Origin of the sequence: Variovorax sp. W1I1 (genome assembly GCF_030815625.1) — a bacterium.
Taxonomy (GTDB): domain Bacteria; phylum Pseudomonadota; class Gammaproteobacteria; order Burkholderiales; family Burkholderiaceae_C; genus Variovorax; species Variovorax paradoxus_C.
On sequence record NZ_JAUSWZ010000001.1, the window covers coordinates 5,024,775 to 5,049,056 of the forward strand.

25 protein-coding genes are annotated in these 24,282 nt (G+C 66.8%); 10 read left to right on the forward strand and 15 right to left on the reverse strand.

Translation table 11 applies throughout. The annotated features are described in order from the left end of the window. Positions 1-49 precede the first annotated feature (49 nt). Together QFZ83_RS23515 and QFZ83_RS23520 are read right to left on the reverse strand one after the other, a co-directional pair. Complete coding sequence (locus tag QFZ83_RS23515) at positions 50-604, reverse strand: TlpA disulfide reductase family protein (RefSeq protein ID WP_307510530.1); 555 nt, start codon at positions 602-604, stop codon at positions 50-52. Next, the gene (locus QFZ83_RS23520) at positions 605-1,201 is read right to left on the reverse strand and encodes a hypothetical protein (protein ID WP_306880374.1); all 597 of its coding nucleotides are present in this window, start codon (positions 1,199-1,201) and stop codon (positions 605-607) included. A gap of 111 nt (positions 1,202-1,312) precedes the next feature. Here QFZ83_RS23520 and mpl point away from each other — a divergent pair, with 111 nt between their 5' ends. Both mpl and QFZ83_RS23530 read left to right on the forward strand, forming a co-directional pair. Continuing rightward, complete coding sequence (gene mpl, locus QFZ83_RS23525) at positions 1,313-2,704, forward strand: UDP-N-acetylmuramate:L-alanyl-gamma-D-glutamyl-meso-diaminopimelate ligase (protein WP_307510532.1); 1,392 nt, start codon at positions 1,313-1,315, stop codon at positions 2,702-2,704. After that, on the forward strand, positions 2,701-3,210 hold the full coding sequence (locus QFZ83_RS23530) for a cupin domain-containing protein (RefSeq protein WP_307510533.1): 510 nt from the start codon (positions 2,701-2,703) through the stop codon (positions 3,208-3,210). Before mpl ends, QFZ83_RS23530 begins: the two co-directional genes overlap by 4 nt. A 6-nt stretch (positions 3,211-3,216) precedes the next feature. Here QFZ83_RS23530 and QFZ83_RS23535 read toward each other — a convergent pair whose 3' ends face one another. From QFZ83_RS23535 to QFZ83_RS23560, 6 genes are all read right to left on the reverse strand, one after another. Beyond that, positions 3,217-4,335 carry a 3-deoxy-7-phosphoheptulonate synthase gene (locus QFZ83_RS23535; protein WP_307510535.1) on the reverse strand — a complete coding sequence of 373 codons (1,119 nt, stop codon included), beginning with the start codon at positions 4,333-4,335 and terminating at the stop codon, positions 3,217-3,219. A 227-nt stretch (positions 4,336-4,562) separates the two neighbouring features. After that, positions 4,563-5,096, reverse strand: a complete 534-nt coding sequence (locus tag QFZ83_RS23540) for a hypothetical protein (RefSeq protein WP_013539463.1) — start codon at positions 5,094-5,096, stop codon at positions 4,563-4,565. An 82-nt stretch (positions 5,097-5,178) separates the two neighbouring features. Further along, positions 5,179-6,639: a metalloprotease TldD gene (gene tldD, locus QFZ83_RS23545; protein ID WP_307510538.1), complete on the reverse strand. Its 1,461-nt coding sequence runs from the start codon at positions 6,637-6,639 to the stop codon at positions 5,179-5,181. Between the two features lie 57 nt (positions 6,640-6,696). Next, complete coding sequence (gene rodA / locus QFZ83_RS23550) at positions 6,697-7,851, reverse strand: rod shape-determining protein RodA (RefSeq protein ID WP_307510540.1); 1,155 nt, start codon at positions 7,849-7,851, stop codon at positions 6,697-6,699. A gap of 32 nt (positions 7,852-7,883) precedes the next feature. Continuing rightward, entirely contained in the window at positions 7,884-9,740 is a 1,857-nt protein-coding gene (locus QFZ83_RS23555) for an ATP-binding protein (protein ID WP_307510542.1), read from the reverse strand. A gap of 6 nt (positions 9,741-9,746) precedes the next feature. Next, positions 9,747-10,499 (reverse strand): response regulator transcription factor, encoded by a 753-nt coding sequence (locus QFZ83_RS23560; RefSeq protein ID WP_013539459.1) that lies wholly within the window; start codon positions 10,497-10,499, stop codon positions 9,747-9,749. A gap of 367 nt (positions 10,500-10,866) precedes the next feature. Here QFZ83_RS23560 and QFZ83_RS23565 point away from each other — a divergent pair, with 367 nt between their 5' ends. From QFZ83_RS23565 to mtgA, 5 genes are all read left to right on the forward strand, one after another. Next, complete coding sequence (locus tag QFZ83_RS23565; protein WP_041943323.1) at positions 10,867-11,460, forward strand: YqiA/YcfP family alpha/beta fold hydrolase; 594 nt, start codon at positions 10,867-10,869, stop codon at positions 11,458-11,460. Positions 11,461-11,592: 132 nt separating this feature from the next. Further along, positions 11,593-13,659 carry a ribonuclease catalytic domain-containing protein gene (locus QFZ83_RS23570; RefSeq protein ID WP_307510544.1) on the forward strand — a complete coding sequence of 689 codons (2,067 nt, stop codon included), beginning with the start codon at positions 11,593-11,595 and terminating at the stop codon, positions 13,657-13,659. Between the two features lie 49 nt (positions 13,660-13,708). Continuing rightward, the gene (locus QFZ83_RS23575; RefSeq protein ID WP_307510545.1) at positions 13,709-14,560 is read left to right on the forward strand and encodes an energy transducer TonB; all 852 of its coding nucleotides are present in this window, start codon (positions 13,709-13,711) and stop codon (positions 14,558-14,560) included. 21 nt (positions 14,561-14,581) lie between these two features. Beyond that, complete coding sequence (gene aroE / locus QFZ83_RS23580) at positions 14,582-15,439, forward strand: shikimate dehydrogenase (protein ID WP_307510547.1); 858 nt, start codon at positions 14,582-14,584, stop codon at positions 15,437-15,439. Then, complete coding sequence (gene mtgA, locus QFZ83_RS23585) at positions 15,436-16,179, forward strand: monofunctional biosynthetic peptidoglycan transglycosylase (RefSeq protein WP_307510549.1); 744 nt, start codon at positions 15,436-15,438, stop codon at positions 16,177-16,179. Before aroE ends, mtgA begins: the two co-directional genes overlap by 4 nt. On the opposite strand, the gene QFZ83_RS23590 is transcribed toward mtgA, so the two are convergent. Then, positions 16,124-16,567 (reverse strand): DUF2809 domain-containing protein, encoded by a 444-nt coding sequence (locus QFZ83_RS23590; RefSeq protein ID WP_307510551.1) that lies wholly within the window; start codon positions 16,565-16,567, stop codon positions 16,124-16,126. The two genes, mtgA and QFZ83_RS23590, sit on opposite strands and share 56 nt — an antisense overlap. Before the next feature lie 9 nt (positions 16,568-16,576). Here QFZ83_RS23590 and QFZ83_RS23595 point away from each other — a divergent pair, with 9 nt between their 5' ends. The 3 genes from QFZ83_RS23595 to ruvC are packed head-to-tail and all read left to right on the forward strand — an operon-like array spanning position 16,577 to position 18,982. Continuing rightward, positions 16,577-17,437 carry a lysophospholipid acyltransferase family protein gene (locus tag QFZ83_RS23595; RefSeq protein ID WP_307510553.1) on the forward strand — a complete coding sequence of 287 codons (861 nt, stop codon included), beginning with the start codon at positions 16,577-16,579 and terminating at the stop codon, positions 17,435-17,437. Between the two features lies 1 nt (position 17,438). Further along, positions 17,439-18,428 (forward strand): phosphatidate cytidylyltransferase, encoded by a 990-nt coding sequence (locus QFZ83_RS23600; protein ID WP_307510555.1) that lies wholly within the window; start codon positions 17,439-17,441, stop codon positions 18,426-18,428. 5 nt (positions 18,429-18,433) lie between these two features. Then, on the forward strand, positions 18,434-18,982 hold the full coding sequence (gene ruvC, locus QFZ83_RS23605) for a crossover junction endodeoxyribonuclease RuvC (RefSeq protein ID WP_307510557.1): 549 nt from the start codon (positions 18,434-18,436) through the stop codon (positions 18,980-18,982). A 3-nt stretch (positions 18,983-18,985) separates the two neighbouring features. Here ruvC and QFZ83_RS23610 read toward each other — a convergent pair whose 3' ends face one another. The 6 genes from QFZ83_RS23610 to QFZ83_RS23635 all read right to left on the reverse strand — a co-directional run bounded on the left by QFZ83_RS23610 (position 18,986) and on the right by QFZ83_RS23635 (position 24,281). Continuing rightward, the gene (locus QFZ83_RS23610) at positions 18,986-19,468 is read right to left on the reverse strand and encodes a hypothetical protein (protein ID WP_307510559.1); all 483 of its coding nucleotides are present in this window, start codon (positions 19,466-19,468) and stop codon (positions 18,986-18,988) included. Between the two features lie 65 nt (positions 19,469-19,533). After that, on the reverse strand, positions 19,534-19,710 hold the full coding sequence (locus QFZ83_RS23615) for a hypothetical protein (RefSeq protein ID WP_307510560.1): 177 nt from the start codon (positions 19,708-19,710) through the stop codon (positions 19,534-19,536). An 18-nt stretch (positions 19,711-19,728) separates the two neighbouring features. Continuing rightward, positions 19,729-20,652, reverse strand: a complete 924-nt coding sequence (gene lpxC / locus QFZ83_RS23620; RefSeq protein WP_306880388.1) for a UDP-3-O-acyl-N-acetylglucosamine deacetylase — start codon at positions 20,650-20,652, stop codon at positions 19,729-19,731. A 201-nt stretch (positions 20,653-20,853) separates the two neighbouring features. Further along, entirely contained in the window at positions 20,854-22,062 is a 1,209-nt protein-coding gene (ftsZ, locus tag QFZ83_RS23625) for a cell division protein FtsZ (protein ID WP_013539447.1), read from the reverse strand. A gap of 170 nt (positions 22,063-22,232) precedes the next feature. Further along, positions 22,233-23,462, reverse strand: coding sequence for a cell division protein FtsA (gene ftsA / locus QFZ83_RS23630; RefSeq protein WP_013539446.1), 1,230 nt, complete (start codon positions 23,460-23,462; stop codon positions 22,233-22,235). 30 nt (positions 23,463-23,492) lie between these two features. After that, positions 23,493-24,281: a cell division protein FtsQ/DivIB gene (locus QFZ83_RS23635; RefSeq protein ID WP_307510562.1), complete on the reverse strand. Its 789-nt coding sequence runs from the start codon at positions 24,279-24,281 to the stop codon at positions 23,493-23,495. Position 24,282: the final 1 nt, after the last annotated feature.

Genomic DNA, 24,282 nt, shown 5'->3' on the forward strand with positions numbered 1-24,282 from the left:
TCGGCGATTTTCAGCGTTTGGTGGCTAACGCCAGCTTGGGCGGCCGATTCTAACCATGAACAAGTTCACGCCGCCATGTCTCCAGATCGGCGGTTTCGAGCTTGCCCATTTTACGAGCCGCAACCGAACCGTTACCGTTGACAACCAATGTGAACGGCAGTCCGCCGCCGGTATTGCCAAGATTCTTGACCAGTTCCGTGCCTTGCAGGCCCGCAAGGCCGGTCGGATAGGTGACCGGGGTGCGTTGCAGGAACTTGCGCACCGCGCTGGGCTGATCGATGGCCAATCCGACCACTTGCCAGCCATTGGCGCTGTTTTGACGAAAAAAAGCATCGATCATCGGCATTTCTTCGACGCACGGTGGGCACCACGTGGCCCAGAAGTTGAGCAACAGCGGCTTGCCGCGCAGGCTCGACAGGACGAGGTCACCACCCTCCGGCCGTTCGAATTTCTGGGCCCAGAAGGTCGCGTCGAGTTGCTCGCCACCCCCCGCATTGCTGCCGGCGCTGCGTTCCCGCCACCAGGCGCCACCCACCCCGGCAGCGGCGGCCATCGCCGCCACGCCGCCATAGAGCATGCCGCGTCGTGTCGGCGAAGAAGTCATTCACTTGTCCTTTTCTCTTTCAATCAGTCGGCGCAATGCAGGCAGGTCGCCGCGCGGCGTGCGGCCCTGGGCATCAGGCTTCAGGGCTCCGCGCAGGTCGTCCAGGTCGTAGACCAAGAGGTGCACGCCGATTTCCTCACCGAGCGCGCGGCTGGGCGCATGCACGCTCAAGGCTTCGACCTGCTCGCCGTGAAAGCCGGTGACCATGCGCGGCTCGTAGTCCACGTGGTGGTCGATGAGGGCGATCTCGGCGGACTTGGAATCATCGCAGAACATCTGTATGTAAATGTCCGACAGCCGGGTGGCCGTGCCGTGCCACACGGCGCCGCCGATGTGCGGCCGGAAGGCCGCCATGCGCTTCATCCATTCCAGCGCCAAGAGGCGCAGTGCATGCAGTTCCTGGGGCTGGGTGTCGGCGCAGAAAAGCGCAATGTAGTCGCGCACCTCGGCCTCGACTTCGTCGTTGTTCGGCAGCGAAGTGCGCGCCGACAGGCCCAGGTCACGCACGGCCCTGCGTTTGGCGGGGCCGTATTCCAGCCCTTCCTCGACGACAAGGCGGGCTGCGGTGGCGGCAATTTCGCGCTTGGACGTGTCCATCGGGGCATTTTGCCCGCAGTAGGCGTCACGCACACGAAATCAACACGAAGCTCGGGGCGAAGGCCGGGCTTGCCTGCCGAGTCCCGCATTCCGCCTCCCTAGAATCGCCCGATGCACATTCATATTCTGGGTATCTGCGGCACGTTCATGGGTGGCGTGGCCGCCCTGGCGCGCGAAGCGGGCCACCGGGTCACGGGCTGCGATGCCGGCGTGTACCCGCCGATGAGCGACCAGCTGCGCTCGCTCGGCATCGATCTCATCGAAGGTTTCGGCGCCGACCAGCTCGCCCTCGCGCCCGACATGTTCGTGGTGGGCAATGTGGTTTCGAGGGCTCGCTTGCCCGACGGCAGCCCCAAGTTCCCGCTAATGGAAGCCATCCTCGACGCCGGCAAGCCCTACACGAGCGGCCCGCAATGGCTGGCCGAACACGTGCTGCTGGGCCGCCACGTGCTGGCAGTGGCCGGCACGCACGGCAAGACGACGACCACGTCGATGCTGGCCTGGGTGCTCGATCAGGGTGGCAAGGCGCCGGGTTTCCTGGTGGGCGGGGTGCCGCTGGACTTCGGTGTGTCGGCCCGGTTGGGCGACGGCGCCGCCTTCGTCATCGAGGCCGACGAATACGACACCGCCTTCTTCGACAAGCGCAGCAAGTTCGTGCACTACCGGCCGCGCACCGCGGTGCTCAACAACCTGGAGTTCGACCACGCGGACATCTTCGACGACCTTTCCGACATCGAGCGCCAGTTCCACCACCTCGTGCGCACCGTGCCCGGCACCGGGCGGCTGGTGGTGAATGCGACCGAGGAGAGCCTGCAGCGCGTGCTCACCCAGGGATGCTGGAGCGAACTCGCGCGATTCGGTGCCGGTGGCGAGTGGCAGGCAAGCGGTTCGCACGACGCCTTCGACGTGCTCCGGCAGGGGGAAAAAGTCGGCCGGGTCGAGTGGGAGCTCTCGGGCCTGCACAACCAGATGAACGCGCTGGCCGCCATCGCGGCCGCCGACCACGTCGGCGTTGCGCCGGCCGATGCGGCGCGCGCGCTCGGCAGCTTTCGCAACGTGCGCCGGCGCATGGAGTTGCGCGGCACGGTGGGCTCGATCACCGTCTACGACGACTTCGCCCATCACCCCACCGCCATCCGCACCACGCTCGACGGCCTGCGCAAGAAGCTCGACGACGCCGGCAAGCAAAGTGAGCGCATCCTCGCCGCGTTCGAGCCGCGCAGCAACACGATGAAGCTGGGCGTCATGGCCGCGCAGTTGCCCTGGAGCCTGGAGTCGGCCGATCTTTCGTTTTGCCACACGGCCGGGCTCGACTGGGATGCCGCAGCCGCCCTGGCGCCGATGGGCGACCGCGCGCAGGTCGCCGGGGCCATCGAGCCCCTGGTGGCGCAGATCACCGCCGCCGCGCGTCCAGGCGATCACATCGTCTGCATGAGCAACGGCGGCTTCGGCGGCGTGCACGACAAACTGCTTGCGGCCCTGCGCGCCGCGACGGCATCATGACCGCCATGCGCGCCCGGGAACTGATCGACAGCCTGAAGCTGCAGCCTCACCCGGAGGGCGGCTGGTACAGCGAGGTGTTCCGTTCGCCGGCCGGCGTCACTCCGGCCGACGGCCGCGCGTCCCGCAGCGCGCTCACCAGCATCTACTTCCTGCTCGAAGCGGGCCAGCATTCGCGCTGGCACCGGGTGCTGTCCGACGAAGTCTGGGTGCACCTCGAAGGCGTGCCGCTGGCGCTCTGGACCTGCGATGCCGCGATGCGTACGGCGCCAGCCCATGTGCGGCTGGGGCCGGTCGATGCGCACGGCACGCGCCCCCAGCATGTGGTGCCGGCCGGCCAGTGGCAGGCGGCCCGCCCGATCCAGGGTCATTCGTCAGGCGACTACACGCTGGTCGCCTGCATGGTCGGTCCAGGCTTCGACTTTGCCGACTTCTCGATGGTGCCGCCCGACAGCGACGAGGCGGCGTCGATGCGGCACCACTGGCCCGAACTGGCCGGAATGCTCTGACCCTTTTCAGCCGCGGCGCGCCTTGACGGCCTGCGACAGCGTCTCGAGCACCTGCGTCGAATCGTCCCAGCCGATGCAGGCATCGGTGATGCTCTTGCCATATTCGAGGCCCAAGAGCTTGTCCTTGCCCGGCGTGAACTTCTGAGCACCGGCCTGCAGATGGCTCTCGACCATCACGCCGAACACGCGGTTGGAGCCGTTGGCGATCTGGCCCGCGATGTCCTTGGCCACGTCGATCTGCTTCTGGTGCTGCTTGGAGCTGTTCGCGTGGCTGCAATCGACCATCAGCGTGGGCGGCAGCTTGGCCGCTTCGAGGTCCTTGCAGGCGGCTTCGACGCTGGCGGCGTCGTAGTTCGGCGCCTTGCCGCCGCGCAGGATCACGTGGCAGTCGCGGTTGCCGTTGGTCTGCACGATCGCGACCTGGCCATTCTTGTGCACCGAGAGAAAGTGATGGCCGCGGGCCGCGGCCTGAATGGCGTCGGTCGCGATGCGGATGTTGCCGTCGGTGCCGTTCTTGAAGCCGATGGGGGCCGAAAGACCCGAGGCCAGCTCGCGGTGCACCTGGCTTTCGGTGGTTCGCGCGCCGATGGCGCCCCAGGAGATCAGGTCGCCGATGTACTGGGGCGAGATCACGTCGAGGAACTCGCTGCCCGCCGGCAGGCCGATGCGGTTGATGTCGATCAGGAGCTGACGCGCAATGCGCAGGCCTTCGTCGATACGGAAGCTCTCGTCCAGGTACGGGTCGTTGATCAGGCCCTTCCAGCCGACGGTGGTACGCGGCTTCTCGAAGTACACACGCATCACGATCTCGAGGGTGCCGGCGTATTTTTCGCGCTCGACCTTCAGGCGCTTGGCGTACTCGATGGCGGCGGCCGGGTCGTGGATCGAACAGGGCCCCATGATCACCAGCAGCCGGTCGTCCTTGCCATCCATGATGTTGTGGATGTTGCGGCGGGTGCCCTCGATCAGCGTTTCGACCGGCGTGCCGCGGATCGGGAAAAAGCGGATCAGATGTTCAGGAGGGGGCAGCACGTTGATGTCCTTGATGCGTTCGTCGTCGGTCTTGCTGGTTTTTTCGACGCTCGCATACCAGCTGTCGCTGGCGGGGGCAGTGTTCGTGCTCATGGTGCTTTTCCTTGTTGGAGTGAAATCGTCAGGGCATAAAAAAACCGCCGAGGCTTGAGGCGCCGGCGGTTTTGGGAGGGTGTTCGTTTGCTTTACGCGCTCGCCTCTCGTCCGCCGGAAACCGGGAACCAAAAGAAGGCAAAGAAATAAGCGCGGAGGGCGGACATAGGGGCGGAATGTAGCACGGAAAATAAAGACCCGGTCAAGCAGCCGGGCCCAGGGGTGGTTTACCGATAGCCCGATTCATTGGCGTTGTGAATGATCCAGATCAGGTTGCCGCCGGTGTATTCACCCATGCCGCCGCCCGCGAAGATCAGCCGTCCCTGGCCCTTGTAGGTCATCTCGAAACGATGGCGATCGCTGCCGAAATAGAAGGGAATGAAGGCCTTGCCTGTCACGTAGGCGCCCTGGTCGGTCGGCGGGCCGGCGAGGTCGGTGACCTGCTTGGCGCTCATGCCGATTTGCAGGCGGGTGAACTTGCTGTTGCGCGCCGGATTGCCGGTGATCTCGCCTTCGTAGCCGTTCAGGCCCTTGACGGTGCGGCCGCTGCCGGCCTCGACCTTGGAGGAATCGGTCACGTTGCCGCGAGCGTCCATGCCGGCCTTGGAACCGCTGGGCGCCGCGGGCGCTGCAGCAGCGGGTGCCGGTGCGGCGGCGGGCTGGCTGCCCGAACCGCCGCGCGAGGCGCAACCGGCGGTGGCCAACGCCACCACGGCGGTCACGGCCCACAGCACGGCGGGCGAATTGATCCTGTTCCCCATTGAAATGCTCCTTGATTCGTCGTTCGGAAAAAAAGAGCGCAGCTTAGCAACCGAAGGAAACAGCCGGCAAGTGACGAAAGTCCTAAGCCGTTCCACCTACCGTGAGACCGTCGATGCGCAGCGTGGGCTGCCCGACGCCGACCGGCACGCTCTGGCCTTCCTTGCCGCAGGTGCCCACGCCGGAATCGAGCGCCATGTCATTGCCGATCATGGTCACGCGGGTGAGCGCGTCGGGGCCATTGCCCACGATGGTCGCGCCCTTGACCGGGTACTGGATCTTGCCGTTCTCGACCCAGAAGGCCTCGCTGGCCGAGAACACGAACTTGCCGCTCGTGATGTCGACCTGCCCGCCGCCGAAGTTGGTGGCGTAGAGGCCCTTCTTGATGCTGGCCACGATTTCCTGGGGATCCTTGTCGCCGCCCAGCATGTAGGTGTTGGTCATGCGCGGCATCGGCACGTGGGCGTAGCTCTCGCGGCGGCCGTTGCCGGTGGGCTTGACCTTCATGAGGCGGGCATTCATCGAATCCTGGATGTAGCCCTTGAGGATGCCGTCCTCGATCAGCACGTTGCGCTGGCTGGCGTTGCCCTCGTCGTCGACGTTGAGCGAGCCGCGGCGGTCGGCGATCGTGCCGTCGTCCAGCACCGTGACGCCCTTGGCCGCCACGCGCTGGCCGATGCGGCCCGAAAACGCGCTCGAGCCCTTGCGGTTGAAGTCGCCTTCCAGACCGTGGCCGATGGCCTCGTGCAGCAGGATGCCGGGCCAGCCGGAGCCGAGCACGACGGTCATCTCACCGGCAGGGGCCGGGCGGGCGTCCAGGTTGGTCAGCGCGGCCTTCACGGCCTGGTCGACGTATTCGGCGATCTTCTCGTCGTCGAAGTAGGCGAGGCCGAAGCGCCCGCCGCCGCCGCCGGAGCCGACTTCACGGCGGCCGTTCTGCTCGGCGATCACGGTGACCGACAGGCGCACCAGCGGGCGCACGTCGGCAGCCAGCGTGCCGTCGGCACGTGCCACGAGCACCACGTCGTATTCGCTTGCGAGGCCGGCCATGACTTGCGCCACGCGCGGATCACGCGAACGCGCCAGCTTCTCAGTCTTTTCGAGCAGCTTGACCTTGGCCGTGCTGTCGAGCGTGGAGATGGGATCGACGCCGTTGTAGAGCGACCGGCTCAAGGCAATCTTGCGGGTCGGCGTCTTCACGCGGCCGGTGCGGCCGGCGGAGGAAATCGAGCGGACCGTGCGGGCCGCATCGAGGAGCGAGGCTTCGGAAATGTCGTCCGAATAGGCGAATGCGGTTTTCTCGCCGCTGACCGCACGCACGCCGACGCCCTGGTCGATGCTGAAGCTGCCGGTCTTGACGATGCCCTCTTCCAGGCTCCAGCCTTCGCTGCGCGTGTACTGGAAGTAGAGATCGGCGTCGTCCACCTTGTGCGAGGTGATCTCGGCGAGGGCCTTGCTCAGGTGCGATTCGTCGAGTCCGAACGGCGTGAGCAGGAGTTGTTGGGCTGTTGCCAGGCGCTCGATGGTGGGTTCGCGAGAGATCATGACTGCCATTCTAGGCAGCCACCCTCTTCCGCGCCGCCCCCAAGGGCACTCGGGCGCCTAGTTCTGCGCCAGCTTTCGGGCCCGGGCGATCGACATCAGGATGCCCAACCCCAGCCCCAGCGTCACCATCGCCGTCCCGCCGTAGCTGATGAACGGCAGCGGCACGCCCACCACCGGCAGGATCCCGCTCACCATGCCCATGTTCACGAAGGCGTAGGTGAAGAAGATCATCGTGACCGCCCCCGCCAGCAGGCGCGAGAACAGGGTGGCCGCGCTGGTCGCGATGGCCAGCCCGCGGAAGATGAGGAGGATGAAGGCCGAGATCAGCGCCAGGTTGCCCACCAGCCCGAACTCCTCGGAATAGGCGGCAAAGATGAAGTCGGTGGTGCGCTCGGGAATGAATTCGAGGTGCGTCTGGGTGCCCTGCATGAAGCCCTTGCCGCCGACGCCGCCCGAGCCGATGGCGATCATCCCCTGGATGATGTGGAAGCCCTTGCCCAGCGGGTCCTTGCTCGGATCGAGCAGCGTGCACACGCGCTGCTTCTGGTAGTCGTGCAGCACCCGCCAGTCGACGCCGTCGGTGCACAGCTTCGACTCGAAGCTCACGATCAGCGTCACCGCAATGGCGCCGATCACCACCGGCGGCACGATCAGCTTCCAGGGCAGCCCGGCGAAGAAGATCACCGCCAGGCCCGCCGCCAGGACCAGGAGCGAGGTGCCCAGGTCAGGCTGCTTCATGATGAGCCCGACCGGCACCGCCAGCAGCACGGTGGCCACCACGAAATCGAGCGGCCGCAACTGGCCTTCGCGCCGCTGGAACCACCAGGCCAGCATCAGCGGCATGGCGATCTTGAGGATCTCGCTGGGCTGGATCACCACGCCGATATTGATCCAGCGCTGGGCGCCCTTCTTGGTGATGCCGAAGAGCGCCACCGCGATCAGGAGCGCCACGCCCGCCGCGTAGAGCGGCACGGCGAACATCATCAGCCGCTGCGGCGGCACCTGCGCCACCACGAACATGATGAAGCCGGCCAAGAGCATGTTGCGGCCATGGTCGACGAAGCGCGAACCGTGGTCGTAGCCGGAGGAATACATAGTCAGCAGCCCGGCGAAGGCGAGCAGCAGCACGGCGAAGGCCAGAAAGCCGTCGAAGCCCTGGAAGATGGGCGCAATTCGACGCGCCAGGGAGGGCTGATTGAACACGGCAGACATGGGGGCGGATTATCCGCGCCCCGCATGTCCTTTCAGCCAAAAGCGAGCTGAACGACCGTGCGTCCCGGTCGGCTTTCGACCGCCAGGCGCGCGCCGATCGCGCCGGCGCGCTCCCACAGGGCCCTGGGGACCTGCGAGGCGTCGAAGCCTCGGCCGTTGTCGATCACCCGCAGCCGCACGGTGTCGCCCTGCATGTCCGCCTCGATCCGCAGCACGCTGGCCTGCGCGTGCTGCAGCACGTTGGAGATGGCCTCGAACAGCAGGAACTGCAGCTGCCGCATGGCGTGCGCATCGAGCAACTGCACCGGCTCGACTTCGTCCACCGCCCATTCGAACTCGATGCCCGCCGCCACCAGCCGGGGTTCCAGCCGGTAGCGCAGCGCCGCCAGCAGCGCGCCGACATCGCCCGGCGGCAGGTGGATCGAGTCGATCGACAGCTTGAGCTGGTCGAGCGAATCGCGCAGCGTGCGCAGCAGTTCCTCCGAACTGGTCTGGCCCGACTGCAATTGCCGGATCGCCGAGCTGATGTGCGAGCCCACGCCGTCGTGCATGTCGCGCAGGATGCGCTCGCGCTCGTGGGTGCGGGCCTGGTCGCGCGCCACCTGCTCGAGCTCGGCATAGGTCAGCGCCAGCTCGCGCTCGCGTTGCGCGACCCGGTCGGCCAGCGCCGCGACCCATCCGCGCGCCTGCGTGCTCACCGCGTGAAAGCGCCTCAGCACGATCAGCAGCAGCGCGATGCCGAAGAAGATCGACGAATAGCGCACCCAAGTGGTCTCGCCGTAGGCGTCGCTCAGGCGGATCACCAGCCAGTCGCGCAGGCCGAAGGCCACCGTGACGAGCGCGGCGATGGCCACCAGCATCCGCTCGGTGCTCGGGTTGCGCACGGTCGCCACCACGAAGCCGCCCACGAAGACGCCGATGATCACGATCTCGATGGCGAGCCAACCGGTGAGCCACACCGGTTGTTCGCGCTGCAGCGCCAGCGCGCTCGCCACCACTGTGCCGGCGACGACCACGGCGAGCGGCCAGCGCAGCCATTGCTGGCGCGGATTCCGCGCCCACCCCGCGAGGTGGTAGCAGAACATCATGGCCGACGCCGCCCAGCCCGCGTAGCAGGCGGCCATCAGCACGCCCCAGGGAACCCAGGGCAGCGGCGGCTCGGCGATCACGCCGTCTGCCACGCGCACCGCCCAGCAGAACTCGGCAAGCGCCGCCCAGAAATAGATGCCGTCGCGCCGCTGCCGCCCCACGGCGCCGGTGTCCACCTGCGTGAGCCAGAGCGCCAGCGCGATGCTGCCGACGATCAGGCTGAAGGCGGTCAGCAGCACCGAGCCGGTGAAGCGCCAGGCATAGGCGCTCTCGAAGAGCTCGGTGCGCACCGGCGTGGCGGGACCGACGACGACGCGCGAGAGTCCCGCGCGCCGGGCGCTGTCGGCGCGCAGGCGGATCTGCAGGTGGTTCTCGCCGGCCGTCAGCAGGTGCCCCGGCACTGGCACATAGATGGGCGCCTTGGCGTAGTCGGCGTCATTGCCCACGCTCATGTCGCCGTAGACCTGCAGCAGCGCCCCGTTGAGCTGCACCTCGAAGACGTTGCCGACGCGGGGAATGAAGATGCCCCAGGGCGTTGCCGGCGCGGCCGCGAGGGTGAAAGGCAGGTCGAAGCTCGCCAGGCCTGGCCGGCCGCGGTGCTGGCGGTCCCAGTGATAAGAGAGCTCGACCGGCCCGGTGCGGGTGATGCCATCGACCGACGTCGTGATGGTGCCGTGGCGCAGCTCGATCGAGCCATCGGCCGCCTGGAGCGGCTCCGCCGACGCAGCCCTCATGCCGGCAGCGCCGATCACCAGCACCGCCAGCCACAGCGAAAGCAGTGCGCCCAGCCTCGCCAGCATCCGTCCTCAGCCCGGGTGAGGCAGCAGGCCGAGGCGCGTGGCCTCGAAGACCGCCTCGCTCTTGGAGTGCACCGCGAGCTTGCCGTAGAGATTCTTGATGTGGGTCTGCACCGTGTGCACGCTCAGGCCCTTGAGCCGCGCGATTTCTGCATACGAGAAGCCGCGGGCGATCAGCGTCAGCACCTCGTGCTCGCGCGCCGACAGCAGGCCGCGCTCGTTCTCGTCGAAGGCGGTCTCGGGTGCCGCGCCCGAAGCAGCCATGCCCGGCGCGAGGCTGGCCGATTGAAGGCTGCGGTACTTGGCCAGCACCCGCCGCGCGATCATCGGCGAGATCGGCGATGCGCCGGCCTTCATCTCCACGATGGTCTGCGCGATGTCCTCGGGTGCGGCGTCCTTGTGGATGTAGCCCACGGCACCAGCCTCGATGCTGGCGAGCACGTTCTCCTCGTCGCCGAAGACCGACACCACCAGCGGCTCGCAGCCGGGAAAGCGCGCGACAGCATCGCGGATCACGTCCAGGCCGGTGCCATCGGGCATTCCGAGGTCGACCAGCAGCACGTCGGGGATCGTCGTGGTGCGCGCCAGCCAGCCCCGCGCCTCCTGCACCGTGCCCGCGCTGCCGAGCCAGAAAAGACGCGGGCTGCGCTGCACGCTGGCTTCGAAGAAGGCGCGTGCGCGGCTGTCGTCCTCGACCACCAGCACGCCCCAGCGGCGCAGCGTCCCGTCGTCCAGAGCCTCTGTATTCATGGGATGAAGCATAAGCCTCGGCGCCTTGCCGAACGCTGGACATGCATACCGCTTTCATGGGATGCGCACGGCGGATCGGGTCCCGAGAATTGGGCGTTTTCTTTTTCTTTTTGCCGCGGGTTCATCGCCGAGCGTGCGACGCCGGCAACGAGGAGCAGCCCATGAATACTTTCGAACTCAAGCCAGGCGAACGTCGCAGGGCCGAGGCCGACGGGATGTTCATGCGGTGTAAGTCGTTATGAGTTATCGCTTTCCGCAAGAGCCCCTCGCCGCAGGTTTTTTGAATGCCGCGAGCCGCTTTGCGGGCACGGACCTCATGCAGAATTACCTCGCCTCGGCCAGCGAGGTACGGCGTTCGCACCTTCCCGGCCTTCCCCCCATGGACCCGCAAACCACCCATCTGCTGTACCTGCACGGCTTCCGTTCCTCACCCCGTTCGACCAAGGCGAGGCTCGTGGCGCAGCGCGTGGCGCAGGCGCATCCGAACCTGGAGTGGTGGTGCCCGCAACTGCCGCCTTCGCCGCACGACGCCATCGACATGGTGATGAAGGGCATCGCGCACTGGCCGCGCAAGTCGATGGCCGTGATCGGCTCGTCGCTGGGCGGCTTCTATGCCACTTACGTCGCCGGCATGACGCGCTGCCGCGCGGTGCTGCTCAATCCGGCCGTGTACCCGGCGCGCGACCTCACGCGCTACATCGGCGACCAGACTGTCTGGCACGACCCGGCCGAGCATTTCTATTTCCGCCCCGAGTACATCCACGAGCTGCGCGCCATGGAAGTCGGATCGCTCACGCGGCCCGAGCGCGTCTTCGCGATCATCGCCAAGGGCGACGAAGCGCTCGACTGGCACGAGATGTCGGCGCGCTATCCGGACAGCAACATCAAGCTGCTGGAAGGCAGCGACCACGCGCTGTCGGATTTCGAGACGGCGCACCTGGACGACGTCATGGCGTTCATCAATCCGGTCTGAGCCAATTCCAGAAACACCGCGGAACCGGCTTCGCCGGGCCGCAGGTGTTGCCCCCGGAAGGGGGAAGGAGGCCACACGAAGTGGGCAAGCCTGGGGGAGAGCCGGTCTTTCGCCGTGGGAGAATCCGCGCCTATGTTTGTATTGTTTGAAGAAGCCGGCAAGTACCTCGGCGGCCGTGTCCTGTCGGAGGCCGAAGCCTCGGCGCAGGTCGAGCTCGAGACCGGCAAGCGCGTCAAGGTCAAGGGCGCCAACATCGTTCTGCGTTTCGAGAAACCGTCTCCGGCCGAGCTGATCGCCGAGGCGCGCACGCTCGCCGCCGCGATGGATCTCGACCTGGCCTGGGAATTCGCAGCCGATGGCGAGTTCGGCTTTGCCGACCTGGCCGCCGACTATTTCAGCGACAAGCCCACGCTCGCCCAGCAGGCCGCCGCGCTGTTCGCCCTCTTCGAGGCGCCGCACTACTTCCGCCGCGCAGGCAAGGGGCGCTTCAAGAAGGCGCCGGCCGAAATCGTGCAGCAGGCGCTCGCCGCCATCGAGAAGAAAAAGGTCATCCAGGCGCAGATCGTCGAATGGGCCGGACAGCTGGCCGAGGGCGTGTGCCCGCAGCCAATCCGCGAGCAGCTCTACAAGATCCTGTTCAAGCCCGACAAGAACGCCCCCGAATACAAGGCCGTGGTCGATGCCGCGCGCGCCACGCAGCGCCCGCCGCTCGATCTGCTGGAACGCGCCGGCGCAATCGATTCGCCCTACCAGTTCCACTGGCGCCGCTTCCTCTTCGAGAACTTCCCCAAGGGCCACGGCTTCCCCGCGCTCGCCGCACCGGCCATCGTGGACGACCTGCCTGTCGCCACCGGCGTGCAAGCCTTCTCGATCGACGATTCGCAGACCACCGAAATCGACGATGCGTTGTCGGTGCAGGGCCTGGGCACAGGCACCGTCACAGTCGGCATCCACATCGCGGCGCCGGCCCTGGCGCTCACACCGGGCAGTCCCATCGACAACGTGGCGCGTGCGCGCATGTCGACGGTCTACATGCCGGGCTACAAGATCACGATGCTGCCCGACGAGGTGGTCAACACCTACACGCTGCTCGAAGGCGCCGACCGCCCGGCCGTGTCGCTCTATGCGCGCTTCGATGAAGCCACACTCGAGCTGCAGGGCACCGAGACCAAACTGGAGCGTGTGCCCATCGTCGCCAACCTGCGCCACGACCAGCTCGACGCCGTCGTCACGCAGCCCTGGCTCGAAGACGCCACGGTCACGAGCCCCGACACGCCCGAGGCCGCCGCGAACCTGCGCGCCCCGCTCTCCTTCCTGTTCCGCCTTGCGAAGCAACTGAAGGCGCAGCGCGAAGTGGTGCGCGGCAAGCCCGAGAACTTCAACCGGCCCGACTACAACTTCCGCCTCGTCGGCAACGACGGCAACGAACCCACCGGCAACGAGCAGGTGCAGATCACGACGCGCCAGCGCGGCGCGCCGCTCGACCTGATCGTCTCGGAAGCGATGATCCTGGCCAACAGCACCTGGGGCAGTTGGCTCGGCGAACTCGGCGTGCCCGGGCTCTATCGCAGCCAGGCGAGCCTCGCACCCGGCATCAAGGTGCGCATGGGCACGCGCGCGCTGCCGCATGCGGGCCTGGGCGTGAAGAGCTATGCATGGAGCACCTCGCCGCTGCGCCGCTACACCGACCTGGTGAACCAGTGGCAGATCATCGCGGCCGCCCGCCACGGCAAGACCGCCGCGCTGGCCGCACCGTTCAAGCCGAAGGACGCCGACCTGTTCTCGATCCTCTCGGGCTTCGACGCGGCCTATGCCACCTACAACGGCTACCAGGGCGGCATGGAGCGCTTCTGGACGCTCAAGTACTTGCAGCAGAACGGCATCACCGAGCTCGAAGCGACGGTCATCAAGGACATCCCCAACGGCGCGCTGGTGCGTGCCGATGCGCTGCCCCTGGTGTTCCCGGTGGCCGGTCAGCAGGAGCGCGGCGCGCGCCTGCGCGTGAAGCTCGGCGAGATCGACGAGATCGCGCTCGACGTGAGCGGCACCGTGCTCGAACGCCTCGACACGCCGAAGGCCGATGCCTCGGCCGAGGAAGAGAGTGGCGAGGATGAAGAAGAAGTCGCCGGCCCGATCGCCATTGCCGTCGATTTGAGCGACAGCGAGGCCGCGCCGGAAAACACACCCGCACCTGCATGAACTCCGGCGAGACGTCCGGAGAAGTGCGCCCCCTGGAGGAGTTTCGAGAATGAACTTCAAGGACCTCAGCACGCTGCAGATTGCACTGGGCGTGTCGGTCATTGCGCATGCCGCGCTGCTGGCGGTGCGCTTCGTCGATCCCGAATCATTCAACCGCGCGTTCACCGACACGCCGCTCGAGGTGATCCTGGTCAACAGCAAGACCAAGGAGCGGCCGGACGCGAATGCCAGGCTGATGGCGCAGACCTCGCTCGCGGGCGGCGGCGACCTCGACAAGGGCCGCGCGACCAGCCCGCTGCCCCCGTCGAGCTTCACCGCGGTGGGCGATTCGTTCGAAGACGCGCGCAAACAGGTCGATGCCCTGCAGGCCGAGCAGATGCAGATGATCACGCAGCTCAAGCGCGACATCGCCGCCATGCCGGTGCGCGATCCGCGCAACGCGGGCGACCCGACCGAAGCCGCCGCGCAGGAAGAAAAGCGCCGCCAGATGGTCGAGCTGCTGGCCCAGATCGAGCGCCGGGTGAACGAGGAAAACTCGCGCCCCAAGAAGCGCTACGTCAGTCCGTCCACGCGCGAGGCTGCGTTCGCGGTGTACGTGGACACCATGCTGCGCCGCGTCGAGGCGCGCGCCGCGGAAAACTTCCCGGAGCTGGCCGGCAAGAAGCTGTACGGCGAACTCAAGATGACGTTGACCGTCAACTTCGACGGCAACGTGCTCGCCACCGTGGTCGACCAGAGCTCGGGCAACATCGCGCTCGACCGCCGCGCGCAGGCCATCGTTCGCAGCACCGGCAACTTCGGCAAGTTCACGAACGCGATGCGCCAGGAGCAGGCCGATCAGATGGTGATCCAGGGCACGTTCCGCTTCGCGCGCGACGGCACGATGGAAATTTCCCAATAAGCATTGACCGAGGCTGCTGCGATGGACCTGTACTGCGTCATGGGCAACCCCGTCGAGCACAGCCGCTCGCCGCGCATCCATGCCCGCTTTGCCGAACTCTGCGGCCAGCAGATCGACTACGGCCGCCGGTTGATTCCGCTCGGCGCCTTCGCCGAAGGCATTGCCGCGTTCCGACGTGAAGCCGCCGAGCGCGGCGACAGTGCGCGCGGCTGCAACATCACCGTGCCCTTCAAGTTCGAAGCCGCCGCCCTGGCGCAGCACACCAGCGAGCGCGCCCTGCTCGCGCAGGCGGTCAACACGCTGCGCTTCGAGGCCGACGGCAGCATCCACGCGGACAACACCGACGGCATCGGGCTCGTCAACGACATCGTCCGAAACGCGGGCGTGCCGCTGGCGGGCAAGGAGTTGCTGCTGATCGGTGCCGGTGGCGCCGCCGCTGGCGTGCTGGGTCCGCTGCTCGACGCGGGCGCTTCGCGCATCGTGGTCGCCAACCGCACCGTCGACAAGGCGGTAGCGGTGGTCCGGCGCCATGCGGCACTCGCGCTCGGCCACGGCGCCGCGCTCGAAGCCTGGGCGCTCGACGAAGTGCCGGGCAGCTTCGACGTGGTGGTCAACGCCACCGCCTCCAGCCTCGCGGGCGACGCAGTGCCGGTGACCGCAAAGGTGCTGCGCCCCGGCGCACTCGCCGTCGACATGATGTACGGCCCAGCGGCCGCGGGCTTCATGGCCTGGGCCGAGGCGCATGGCGCCGTGCCCCGCGACGGCCTCGGCATGCTGGTCGAGCAGGCGGCCGAATCGTTCGATATCTGGCGCGGCGTGCGCCCGCCTTCGGCGCAGGTGCTGGGCGAGTTGCGCGCATCGCTCGCCGCCGGCCAATGAAAGCGGTGCTGCGCCTGATCGCCTGCCTCGCGGTGGCGGCTCTCGCGCTCGAACTCTTCTTCGTGGCGCGCATCGCGGCCATGGCGGTGATCGATCCGCAAAGCACCGCGTTCCAGCGCTCCGAAGCCTGGCAGGTCGCGATCCACAAAGGCAGCGAAGGCGGCTGGCGGCAGGAATGGGTGCCGTACACGCAGATCAACGACACGCTCAAGCGCGCCGTGATCGCGAGCGAAGATGCCGGCTTCGTCGATCACAACGGCGTGGAGTGGGAAGCCATCGAGCGCGCACGCCAACGCAATGCCAAGGCCGAAGAACTGGCCGCCAAACGCGCCGCCCGTGCCGTGGCGCGCGGCAAGCCGGTGCAGCCGGTGCGCCTGCGCGGTGGCTCCACCATCACGCAGCAGCTCGCAAAGAACCTGCTGCTTTCGGGCGAGCGCACGATGCTGCGCAAGGGTCAGGAGCTGGTGCTCGCGACGCTGCTGGAGGTTTTTCTCGACAAGCGCCGCATCCTCGAGCTCTACCTGAACAACGTCGAATGGGGCGAAGGCGTGTTCGGCGCCGAGGCCGCCTCGCAGTACTACTTCAAAAAGCCCGCCTCGCGTCTGAGTGCCAACGAAGCTGCGCGGCTCGCGGTGATGCTGCCGAGCCCGAAGTTCTTCGAGCGCCGGCCCGGCTCGCCGTACCTCAGCGGACGGGCGTCGACGGTCGTGGCGCGGATGTCATCGGCCGAGCTGCCTTGAGGCCGAGCTTGGTGCGCAGCGCTTCGAGCGCCAGCACGCCCGCGAAGCCGATCGTGTAGGCCAGCACGTCCCACCAGTCAGCCGTGCTGCCGAGCACGATGCGCAACGCGCGGTTCGGAATGTGCAGGTGCCACGCCGACGCAATGAACTGGCCCAGCTCCACCGCGTAGCCCACGCCGAGCGCGGCCAGTGCCAGCGGCAGCACGCGCGCCGCGATGACGGTCTTGAAGACGAAGTAGACCCACACCACGGCCAGCACATCGCCGAAGAAACTTCGCAGCCACCCCCAGCGCGCGCCGACGGTGGCCAGCAACGCAAGAACAACGAACAGGGCCACCGCCCACGCCAATGAAAGAGGATCGAATCGCCATCGCATGGCCCGTATCATCGCGCCCATATGCTGGCAAAGCTCACAGGTTGGTTGTTGTTGGGGTTCGTCCGGTTGCTGACGGGCGCGCAGGCGCGCTGGTACGGCTGTCCACCGAAGGCCGAGCAGCGCATCTATTTCGCCAACCACCAGAGCCACGCCGACCTCGTGATGATCTGGGCGGCGCTGCCCGAGGAGCTGCGCAGCATCACACGGCCGATCGCGGCGCGCGACTACTGGGCCAATACGCCGGTCAAGCGATGGATCACGACGGAGGTGTTCAACGCGGTGTATGTGGAGCGCGCGGCCACGGCGCCTGCTGCAGCTGCTGCGACTGAACCGATGCAGGCCGACTCGGCACCCGAGCCTGCTGTCGCTGCACCGCCTGCCGAGCGCATCGAGCCGTCGATGGAGCCGCTGCTGCCAGCCACGCCGCCCGTTGCCGAAGCCGTGAATGAACTGCAGGGCGAACTCGACCTTCCGGCACCGCCACCGCCGCCTCCACCCGTCGCGCCGCCGATATTCGTTGCGGAACCGGCACCACCGGCCGAACCCGCACCGCCGCCATCCGATCCCCTCGCCCCACTCGTCGAAGCATTGCGCAGCGGCGACTCGATCATCATCTTTCCCGAAGGCACGCGCGGCCACACGGGCGAGCCGCAGAAGTTCAAGTCCGGCCTCTACACACTCGCAACGATGTTCCCCGACGTGGTGCTCGTGCCGGCCTGGATCGACAACGTGCAGCGCGTCATGCCCAAGGGCGAGATCGTGCCGGTGCCCATTCTTTGCTCGGTCACCTTCGGCGCTCCGATTCGCGTCGAGGATGGCGAAGAGCGCCGCCCCTTCCTCGATCGCGCGCGTGCCGCGGTGATTGCATTGCGCGATATCTGACATGAACCAGTTCCTGCGCAGCCTCACCCCGACCCAGCAGGTCGCGGCGCTCTTCCTCATCATCTTCGGCCTGCTGGTGATCATCAGCACCACCGCCTTCTTCCTGAGCTTCCGCGAAAAGCGCAACCCGGTTCACGACGCCGCCTGGCAGGCCGAGCTCGCGCACTTCCGCGGGCTCCTGGGCACGACCTGGTTCATGGTGGTGATCTTCTGGATCGGCTGGGCGCTCGGCGAGACGGTCGCCACCGTGCTCTTCGCGCTGATCTCGTTCTTCGCCCTGCGTGAGTTCATCACGCTCTCGCCCACGCGGCGCGGCGACCATCGCAGCCTGATCCTTGCGTTCTTCGTGGTGCTGCCGATCCAGTTCTGGCTGGTGGCCACGGCGCACTTCGATCTCTTCACCGTGTTCATCCCGGTCTACGTGTTCCTCGCGATTCCCGTGGCGAGCGCGCTGGCCAACGATTCGAGCCATTTCCTCGAGCGCAACGCCAAGCTGCAGTGGGGGATCATGGTCTGCGTCTACGGCATGAGCCACGTGCCGGCGCTGCTCTTGCTGAGCTTTCCGGGCTACGAAGGCAAGAGCGCCTTTCTCGTGTTCTTCCTGGTGTTCGTGGTGCAGACCTCGGTGCTGGTGCAGCACCTCATCTCGCGCCGCACGCAGCGCACGCCGTTCGCGCCCAACGTGAGCCGCAGCTTCAACTGGACCAGCTGGGGCATCGGCATCGTGGTCGCGAGCCTGGTGGGCGCGCTGTTCTCGTTCATCACGCCGTTCAAGTTCGGGCAGGCGCTCGCTGTGTCGGTCATCGCCTGCATCGCGGGCTCGATGGGGCATCTGGTGATGAAGGCACTCAAGCGCGACCGGGGCATTCCGAACTGGGGCAAGAAGGGCGTGGGCGTGACCGGTGCGAACGGCCTCTTGGACCGCGTCGATGCGCTGTGCTTCGCGGCGCCGATCTTCTTCCACTCGATCCGCTGGTACTTCAACGCCTGACAGACATGCGCATCCTCGGCATCGACCCCGGCTTGACGACCACCGGCTTCGGCGTGGTCGATGCGGACGGCCACGCGCTGCGCTACGTGGCCAGCGGCACCATCAGCACTCGGCACCTGGGCAGCGGCAACCTGCCAGCGCGCCTGAAGGTGCTGTTCGACGGCATCGCCGAAATCACCGCGCGCTACCAACCCGATGCGTCGGCGGTGGAAATCATCTTCGTGAACGTCAACCCGCAGTCGACGCTGCTGCTGGGCCAGGCGCGCGGCGCGTGCGTGACCTCGCTGGTGAACAGCAACCTCACGGTGGCCGAGTACACCGCGCTGCAGATGAAGAAGGCGGTCGCGGGCCATGGCCAGGCCGCCAAGGCGCAGGTGCAGGAGATGGTGAAGCGGCTGCTCGATCTGCCGGGGCTGCCCGGTGCCGATGCGGCCGACGCGCTGGGCATCGCGATCACGCATGCGCAAGTGGGCCGTTCGATGGCGCGGCTGGCCGAAGCCGCCGAGCTGTCGAAGACCCATGCCGGCACGTACCGGCAAGGGCGTTCGCGCTGACCGCTACCTGCGGAAATCCAGCCGCCCGTTCGTCCAGCGTCCGTCGATCCGCCGGTTGTCCACGATCATTCCGACCCAGGGGCGCGTGATGTCCGGGCTGCTCAGATTGATGTAGCGGCCCACCAGTGTGTCGGGTGCGATGTAGCGAACGTCGAGCAAGGCATGGCGTTCGCCGTTGCCCCAGTCGAACATCAGGTAGAAGCGGCCACCGGTCACCTTGACCGTCGCCTTGCCTTCCTTCCAGGCCTCCGCGGTGTCGCCGGGGATGGTGGGGTCCGCGCCGCCATTCCACCGGCTGGACCACGCACCCGCGATCGAGTCTGGAAGCTCATCGACCACCGTGCCCCATGGCGGCGCATTCGGGTCGTCGGCGCCGCCGCCCAGTTCGACGCTGTCGGCGAACGCGTCGACATCGGGGCCGTCCGGGTCCGGGGCGTCCTGAACGCCGAACGGATTCCTCGTGGGTTGTTCAGTGTGTGTGTTCATGGCGCCATCGTGCGCCGGTGCCTGTGGCTTCGCATGCCGTTTCCGGACATGCGAACGGCCAGAAACTAGGCCACGCGCTCTGCGATCAGCACCGCGAAGAAGCCGAACGCCGCGAGCAGCGTCCACTTGAGCAAGATCCAGCCGAAGCGCCGGTACTTGGCCTGCCCCGTGCCCGCATAGAAGGCGAACGAGACGCCCGCCACCAGCAGAAGAAACAGGATGGCCCAGCGAAAGAGGAGCATCGTCCGGAGCGCGTCGACCTACCAGGCCCGCGCCACTTCGCCGAAGCCGCGCGGTGCGCGCTTCTCGTCGTCGAAAGTCACGACCTCGTAGGCGTCGCTGTGCGAGAGCAGTTCGCGCAGGAGCTTGTTGTTGAGCGCATGGCCCGAGCGGAACGCGGTGTAGGCCGCGAGCAGCGGCTTGCCGATGATGTAGAGGTCGCCCATCGCATCGAGGATCTTGTGCTTCACGAACTCGTCGTCGTAGCGCAGGCCGCCGGCATTGAGCACCTTGGTGTCGTCCATCACGATGGCGTTGTCCAGCCCGCCGCCGAGGGCTAGGCCCTTGCTGCGCATGTACTCGACCTCTTTCGTGAAGCCGAAGGTGCGCGCACGTGCGATGTCGCGGCTGTACGAATCGGTGCCGAGATCGAACTCCACGCGCTGGCCGGTGGAATTGACCACGCGGTGATCGAAGTCGATCTCGAAGCTCAGCTTGTAGCCGTGGTACGGCTCCAGGCTCGCCCACTTCTCGTTGGCGCCCTCGCCTTCGCGCACCTCGACCTTGCGGGTCACGCGGATGAAGCGGCGCGGCGCCTTCTGCAGTTCGATGCCCGCGCTTTGCAGCAGGAACACGAAGGACGAAGCCGACCCGTCGAGGATCGGCACTTCGTCGGCCGTGATGTCGATGTAGAGGTTGTCGATGCCGAGGCCGGCGCAGGCCGACATCAGATGCTCGACCGTCTGCACCTTCGCGCCGCCGGTCGAGACCGTGGAGGCGAGGCGCGTGTCGGTGACCGCTTCGGCGGTCATTCGGATTTCAGCAGGCTCGGGAAGATCGACGCGGCGGAACACGATGCCCGTGTCGGCCGGGGCCGGTCGCAGGGTCAGTTCCACGCGTTGCCCGCTGTGAAGCCCCACGCCCACGGCGCGGCTGATCGACTTGAGGGTTCGTTGTTGCAGCACGCCGGGGATTTTAGGCGCGCCACGGGCGTGGCGACCTAATCCCCTCGCTATGGCAGCGATAGACATCGGTTCTATGCAATCCCGGCAATGGACGCAAAGGGCACGAAGTGAACGCAGCGCCTAGAGCCAGCGGAAGTCCCTTTCAGGTCTCCCCTGTACCCCTTGCGAACCTTCGTGCCCTGAGCGTTCGGTCGCCTTCCGTCAGTCGGCCTGACGGCGCAGGAATGCGGGAATTTCGAAGTCGTCCATGCCACCCGACGACAGCGCATCCACCTTGGCCGCGGCCATCGTGCGGTTGGTGCGCCACACGCTGGGAACCGCCATGCCGTCGTAGTTCGGCTGGCTGCCACCGCTGGTGTGGCCGACGCCGCCCATGGTGGGCACGTTGAACGGGATGTTGTCGGTGCCGGTGCGAATGACTTCCAGCGTCGGTGCCTGGCGGCGTGCGTCCGCGCGCGAGAGGCCCGTGGCCACCACGGTCACGCGCATCTCGTCGCCCAGGGCTTCGTCGTAGGCAGCGCCGTAGATCACATGCGCATCGGGCGAGGCGTAGGCGCGGATGGTGTTCATCGCGAGCTTCGACTCGTTCAGCTTCAGCGAACCCTTCGATGCCGTCACCAGCACCAGCACGCCCTTGGCACCCGAGAGGTCGATGCCTTCGAGCAGCGGGCAGGCCACGGCCTGCTCGGCGGCGATGCGCGCGCGGTCGGGACCGGCGGCCGCGGCGGTGCCCATCATGGCCTTGCCCGGCTCGCCCATCACGGTGCGCACGTCTTCGAAGTCGACGTTCACGCCGCCGTACTCGTTGATGATTTCCGAGATGCCGCCCACGGCGTTCTTGAGCACGTCGTTGGCATGCGCGAAGGCTTCGTCCTGGGTGATGTCTTCACCGAGCACGTCGAGCAGCTTCTCGTTGAGCACCACGATCAGCGAATCGACATTGGCTTCGAGCTCGGCCAGGCCGTCGTCCGCGTTCTTCATGCGGCGGCCGCCTTCCCAGTCGAAGGGCTTGGTCACCACACCCACGGTGAGGATGCCCATTTCCTTGGCCACGCGCGCGATCACCGGCGCAGCGCCGGTGCCGGTGCCGCCGCCCATGCCGGCGGTGATGAACAGCATGTGTGCGCCGTCGATGGCCGCGCGGATTTCGTCCACGGCGGCCTCGGCGGCTTCACGGCCCTTGTCGGGCTTGCTGCCGGCGCCCAGGCCGCTGGTGCCGAGCTGGATGATCTTGTTCGCGTTGCTGCGGGTCAGCGCCTGTGCGTCAGTGTTCGCGCAAACGAACTGCACGCCTTGCACACCACGCTCCATCATGTGGGCGACCGCATTGCCGCCACCGCCGCCGACACCGATCACCTTGATCTGCGTGCCCTGATTGAATTCTTCGACTTCGATCATTTCGATGGTCATTTCTAACTCCTTGAATATTGCAGTTGCCGTTATGTATCTATGAATAATTCTTTTGCCGTGACGTGTTCAACGAGAGCGTCGTCACGATGGTGGACCTGTTCGTCGCCATCGCTCGTTGAAATGCAACGGCGGACTGCCGCGTGCGAGCCAGAGTGGGGAGTGGTTCATGGTCAGAAGTTCCCCACGATGAAGTCCTTGAAACGTCCGAACGCAGTCTTTACCGACCCGTTCTTCTGCGCGACCTTGAAGCCGCGCATGCGTGCGAAGCGCGCTTCCTCGAGCAGGCCCATGACAGTAGCCGCGCGAGGCTGCGCGACCATGTCGGACAACGCGCTCGAATACTTCGGGATGCCGCGGCGCACGGGCTTGAGGAAGATGTCTTCGCCCAGCTCGACCATGCCCGGCATCACCGCACTGCCGCCGGTGAGCACCACGCCCGAAGAGAGCACCTCTTCGTAGCCCGATTCGCGCACCACCTGCTGCACGAGCGAGAAGATCTCTTCGATGCGCGGCTCGATCACGCCGGCCAGCGCCTGCTTGCTCAGCATGCGCGGGCCGCGGTCGCCCAGGCCCGGCACTTCCACCTGCTGGTCGGGGTCGGCGAGCAGTTGCTTCGCATAGCCGCTCTCGACCTTGATGTCTTCCGCGTCCTTGGTGGGCGTGCGCAGCGCCATCGCGATGTCGCTGGTGATGAGGTCGCCCGCGATCGGAATCACCGCCGTGTGGCGAATCGCGCCATTGGTGAAGATCGCCACGTCGGTCGTGCCCGCGCCGATGTCCACCAGCACCACGCCCAGTTCGCGCTCGTCTTCCGTGAGCACCGCCTGGCTCGAGGCCAGCGGGTTCAGCATCAGCTGATCGACCTCCAGGCCGCAGCGGCGCACGCACTTGATGATGTTCTCGGCCGCGCTCTGCGCACCGGTCACGATGTGCACCTTGGCTTCGAGCCGCATGCCGCTCATGCCGATCGGCTCCTTCACGTCCTGGCCGTCGATCACGAACTCCTGCGGCTCCACCAGCAGCAAGCGCTGGTCGCTCGAGATGTTGATCGCGCGCGCGGTCTCAACCACGCGGGCCACGTCGGCGGGCGTCACTTCCTTGTCCTTCACCGCCACCATGCCGCTCGAATTGATGCCGCGGATGTGGCTGCCGGTGATGCCGGTGTAGACACGGCTGATCTTGCAGTCGGCCATCAGCTCGGCTTCTTTCAGCGCCTGCTGGATGCTCTGCACCGTGGCGTCGATGTTCACCACCACGCCGCGCTTCAGGCCATTGCTCGGCGCGATGCCGAGCCCGGCGAGCTTGAGCTCGCCGCCGGGCAGCACCTCGGCCACGACCACCATCACCTTGGCGGTGCCGATGTCCAGGCCTACGACCAGGTCTTTGTATTCTTTGGGCATTGAAATATGTCCTCGATTTCTCGCTGTGCGCTACTTGATTCTTCTTGGGGTCTCGGGCGAGACCGTGGTGACGCCGCGCAGCCGCAATGCATACGCGTCGTTGTGGCGCAGATCGGCGCCTTCGACGTCGGCCACCGTGCGGTGGTACTGGCCCGCGACCTGGGTCACGGTCTTCAGGAAGCGCTGCAGCCTGGCCGACACCTCTTCGCTCTGCCCGCGCCCGAGTTCGATCCGCGCGCCGCTGTCCAGCACCACCCTCCAACTGCCCCGGCTGGACAGCGTGAGCTCGTCGATGCCGAAGTCGTAGGGCTGGAACTGCGGCGCCAGCACGCGGTACATGCCCAGCACCTGCCCGGCCTGCTCGATCGGGCCGTCCAGGCGCGGCAGGTCCTCGTCGACCTCGGCCACGTTGGCTTCGAAGACGTCGCCGAAGCCGTTGATGAGCTTGGACCCCGCCTCGTCACCCCAGCTGGCCACCGGCACCTGCTCGGTCAGCGTCACGCGCAGCTTGTTCGGGAACTCGCGCCGCACCACCGCACTGCGCACCCACGGCACCGCTTCGAAGGCGGTGCGCGCACGCGCGAGATCGATGGTGAAGAAGTTGCCCGAGAGCTGCGGCGCCACGTTGGCACGCAGCGTGACCGCGTTGTTGTGCGTCACTTCGCCGTCCACCTTGATCCCCGCGAGCGGGAAGAAAGGCTGGCGCAGCACCCACCACGCGCCCGCCGCCAGCAGCATGAGCGCCACCGCCACGAACGCGAGGTTCGCCACGATGTTCATGAGCTTGACGTCGAACGGCGCCTGGATGCTGTCGGCCATG

Bases quoted from the DNA above. Each gene is read 5' to 3' on its own strand.
- QFZ83_RS23515 (WP_307510530.1), bottom strand. From the start codon at position 604: ATGACTTCTTCGCCGACACGACGCGGCATGCTCTATGGCGGCGTGGCG.
- QFZ83_RS23520 (WP_306880374.1), bottom strand. From the start codon at position 1,201: ATGGACACGTCCAAGCGCGAAATTGCCGCCACCGCAGCCCGCCTTGTC.
- mpl (WP_307510532.1), top strand. From the start codon at position 1,313: ATGCACATTCATATTCTGGGTATCTGCGGCACGTTCATGGGTGGCGTG.
- QFZ83_RS23530 (WP_307510533.1), top strand. From the start codon at position 2,701: ATGACCGCCATGCGCGCCCGGGAACTGATCGACAGCCTGAAGCTGCAG.
- QFZ83_RS23535 (WP_307510535.1), bottom strand. From the start codon at position 4,335: ATGAGCACGAACACTGCCCCCGCCAGCGACAGCTGGTATGCGAGCGTC.
- QFZ83_RS23540 (WP_013539463.1), bottom strand. From the start codon at position 5,096: ATGGGGAACAGGATCAATTCGCCCGCCGTGCTGTGGGCCGTGACCGCC.
- tldD (WP_307510538.1), bottom strand. From the start codon at position 6,639: ATGATCTCTCGCGAACCCACCATCGAGCGCCTGGCAACAGCCCAACAA.
- rodA (WP_307510540.1), bottom strand. From the start codon at position 7,851: ATGTCTGCCGTGTTCAATCAGCCCTCCCTGGCGCGTCGAATTGCGCCC.
- QFZ83_RS23555 (WP_307510542.1), bottom strand. From the start codon at position 9,740: ATGCTGGCGAGGCTGGGCGCACTGCTTTCGCTGTGGCTGGCGGTGCTG.
- QFZ83_RS23560 (WP_013539459.1), bottom strand. From the start codon at position 10,499: ATGCTTCATCCCATGAATACAGAGGCTCTGGACGACGGGACGCTGCGC.
- QFZ83_RS23565 (WP_041943323.1), top strand. From the start codon at position 10,867: ATGGACCCGCAAACCACCCATCTGCTGTACCTGCACGGCTTCCGTTCC.
- QFZ83_RS23570 (WP_307510544.1), top strand. From the start codon at position 11,593: ATGTTTGTATTGTTTGAAGAAGCCGGCAAGTACCTCGGCGGCCGTGTC.
- QFZ83_RS23575 (WP_307510545.1), top strand. From the start codon at position 13,709: ATGAACTTCAAGGACCTCAGCACGCTGCAGATTGCACTGGGCGTGTCG.
- aroE (WP_307510547.1), top strand. From the start codon at position 14,582: ATGGACCTGTACTGCGTCATGGGCAACCCCGTCGAGCACAGCCGCTCG.
- mtgA (WP_307510549.1), top strand. From the start codon at position 15,436: ATGAAAGCGGTGCTGCGCCTGATCGCCTGCCTCGCGGTGGCGGCTCTC.
- QFZ83_RS23590 (WP_307510551.1), bottom strand. From the start codon at position 16,567: ATGATACGGGCCATGCGATGGCGATTCGATCCTCTTTCATTGGCGTGG.
- QFZ83_RS23595 (WP_307510553.1), top strand. From the start codon at position 16,577: ATGCTGGCAAAGCTCACAGGTTGGTTGTTGTTGGGGTTCGTCCGGTTG.
- QFZ83_RS23600 (WP_307510555.1), top strand. From the start codon at position 17,439: ATGAACCAGTTCCTGCGCAGCCTCACCCCGACCCAGCAGGTCGCGGCG.
- ruvC (WP_307510557.1), top strand. From the start codon at position 18,434: ATGCGCATCCTCGGCATCGACCCCGGCTTGACGACCACCGGCTTCGGC.
- QFZ83_RS23610 (WP_307510559.1), bottom strand. From the start codon at position 19,468: ATGAACACACACACTGAACAACCCACGAGGAATCCGTTCGGCGTTCAG.
- QFZ83_RS23615 (WP_307510560.1), bottom strand. From the start codon at position 19,710: ATGCTCCTCTTTCGCTGGGCCATCCTGTTTCTTCTGCTGGTGGCGGGC.
- ftsZ (WP_013539447.1), bottom strand. From the start codon at position 22,062: ATGACCATCGAAATGATCGAAGTCGAAGAATTCAATCAGGGCACGCAG.
- ftsA (WP_013539446.1), bottom strand. From the start codon at position 23,462: ATGCCCAAAGAATACAAAGACCTGGTCGTAGGCCTGGACATCGGCACC.
- QFZ83_RS23635 (WP_307510562.1), bottom strand. From the start codon at position 24,281: ATGGCCGACAGCATCCAGGCGCCGTTCGACGTCAAGCTCATGAACATC.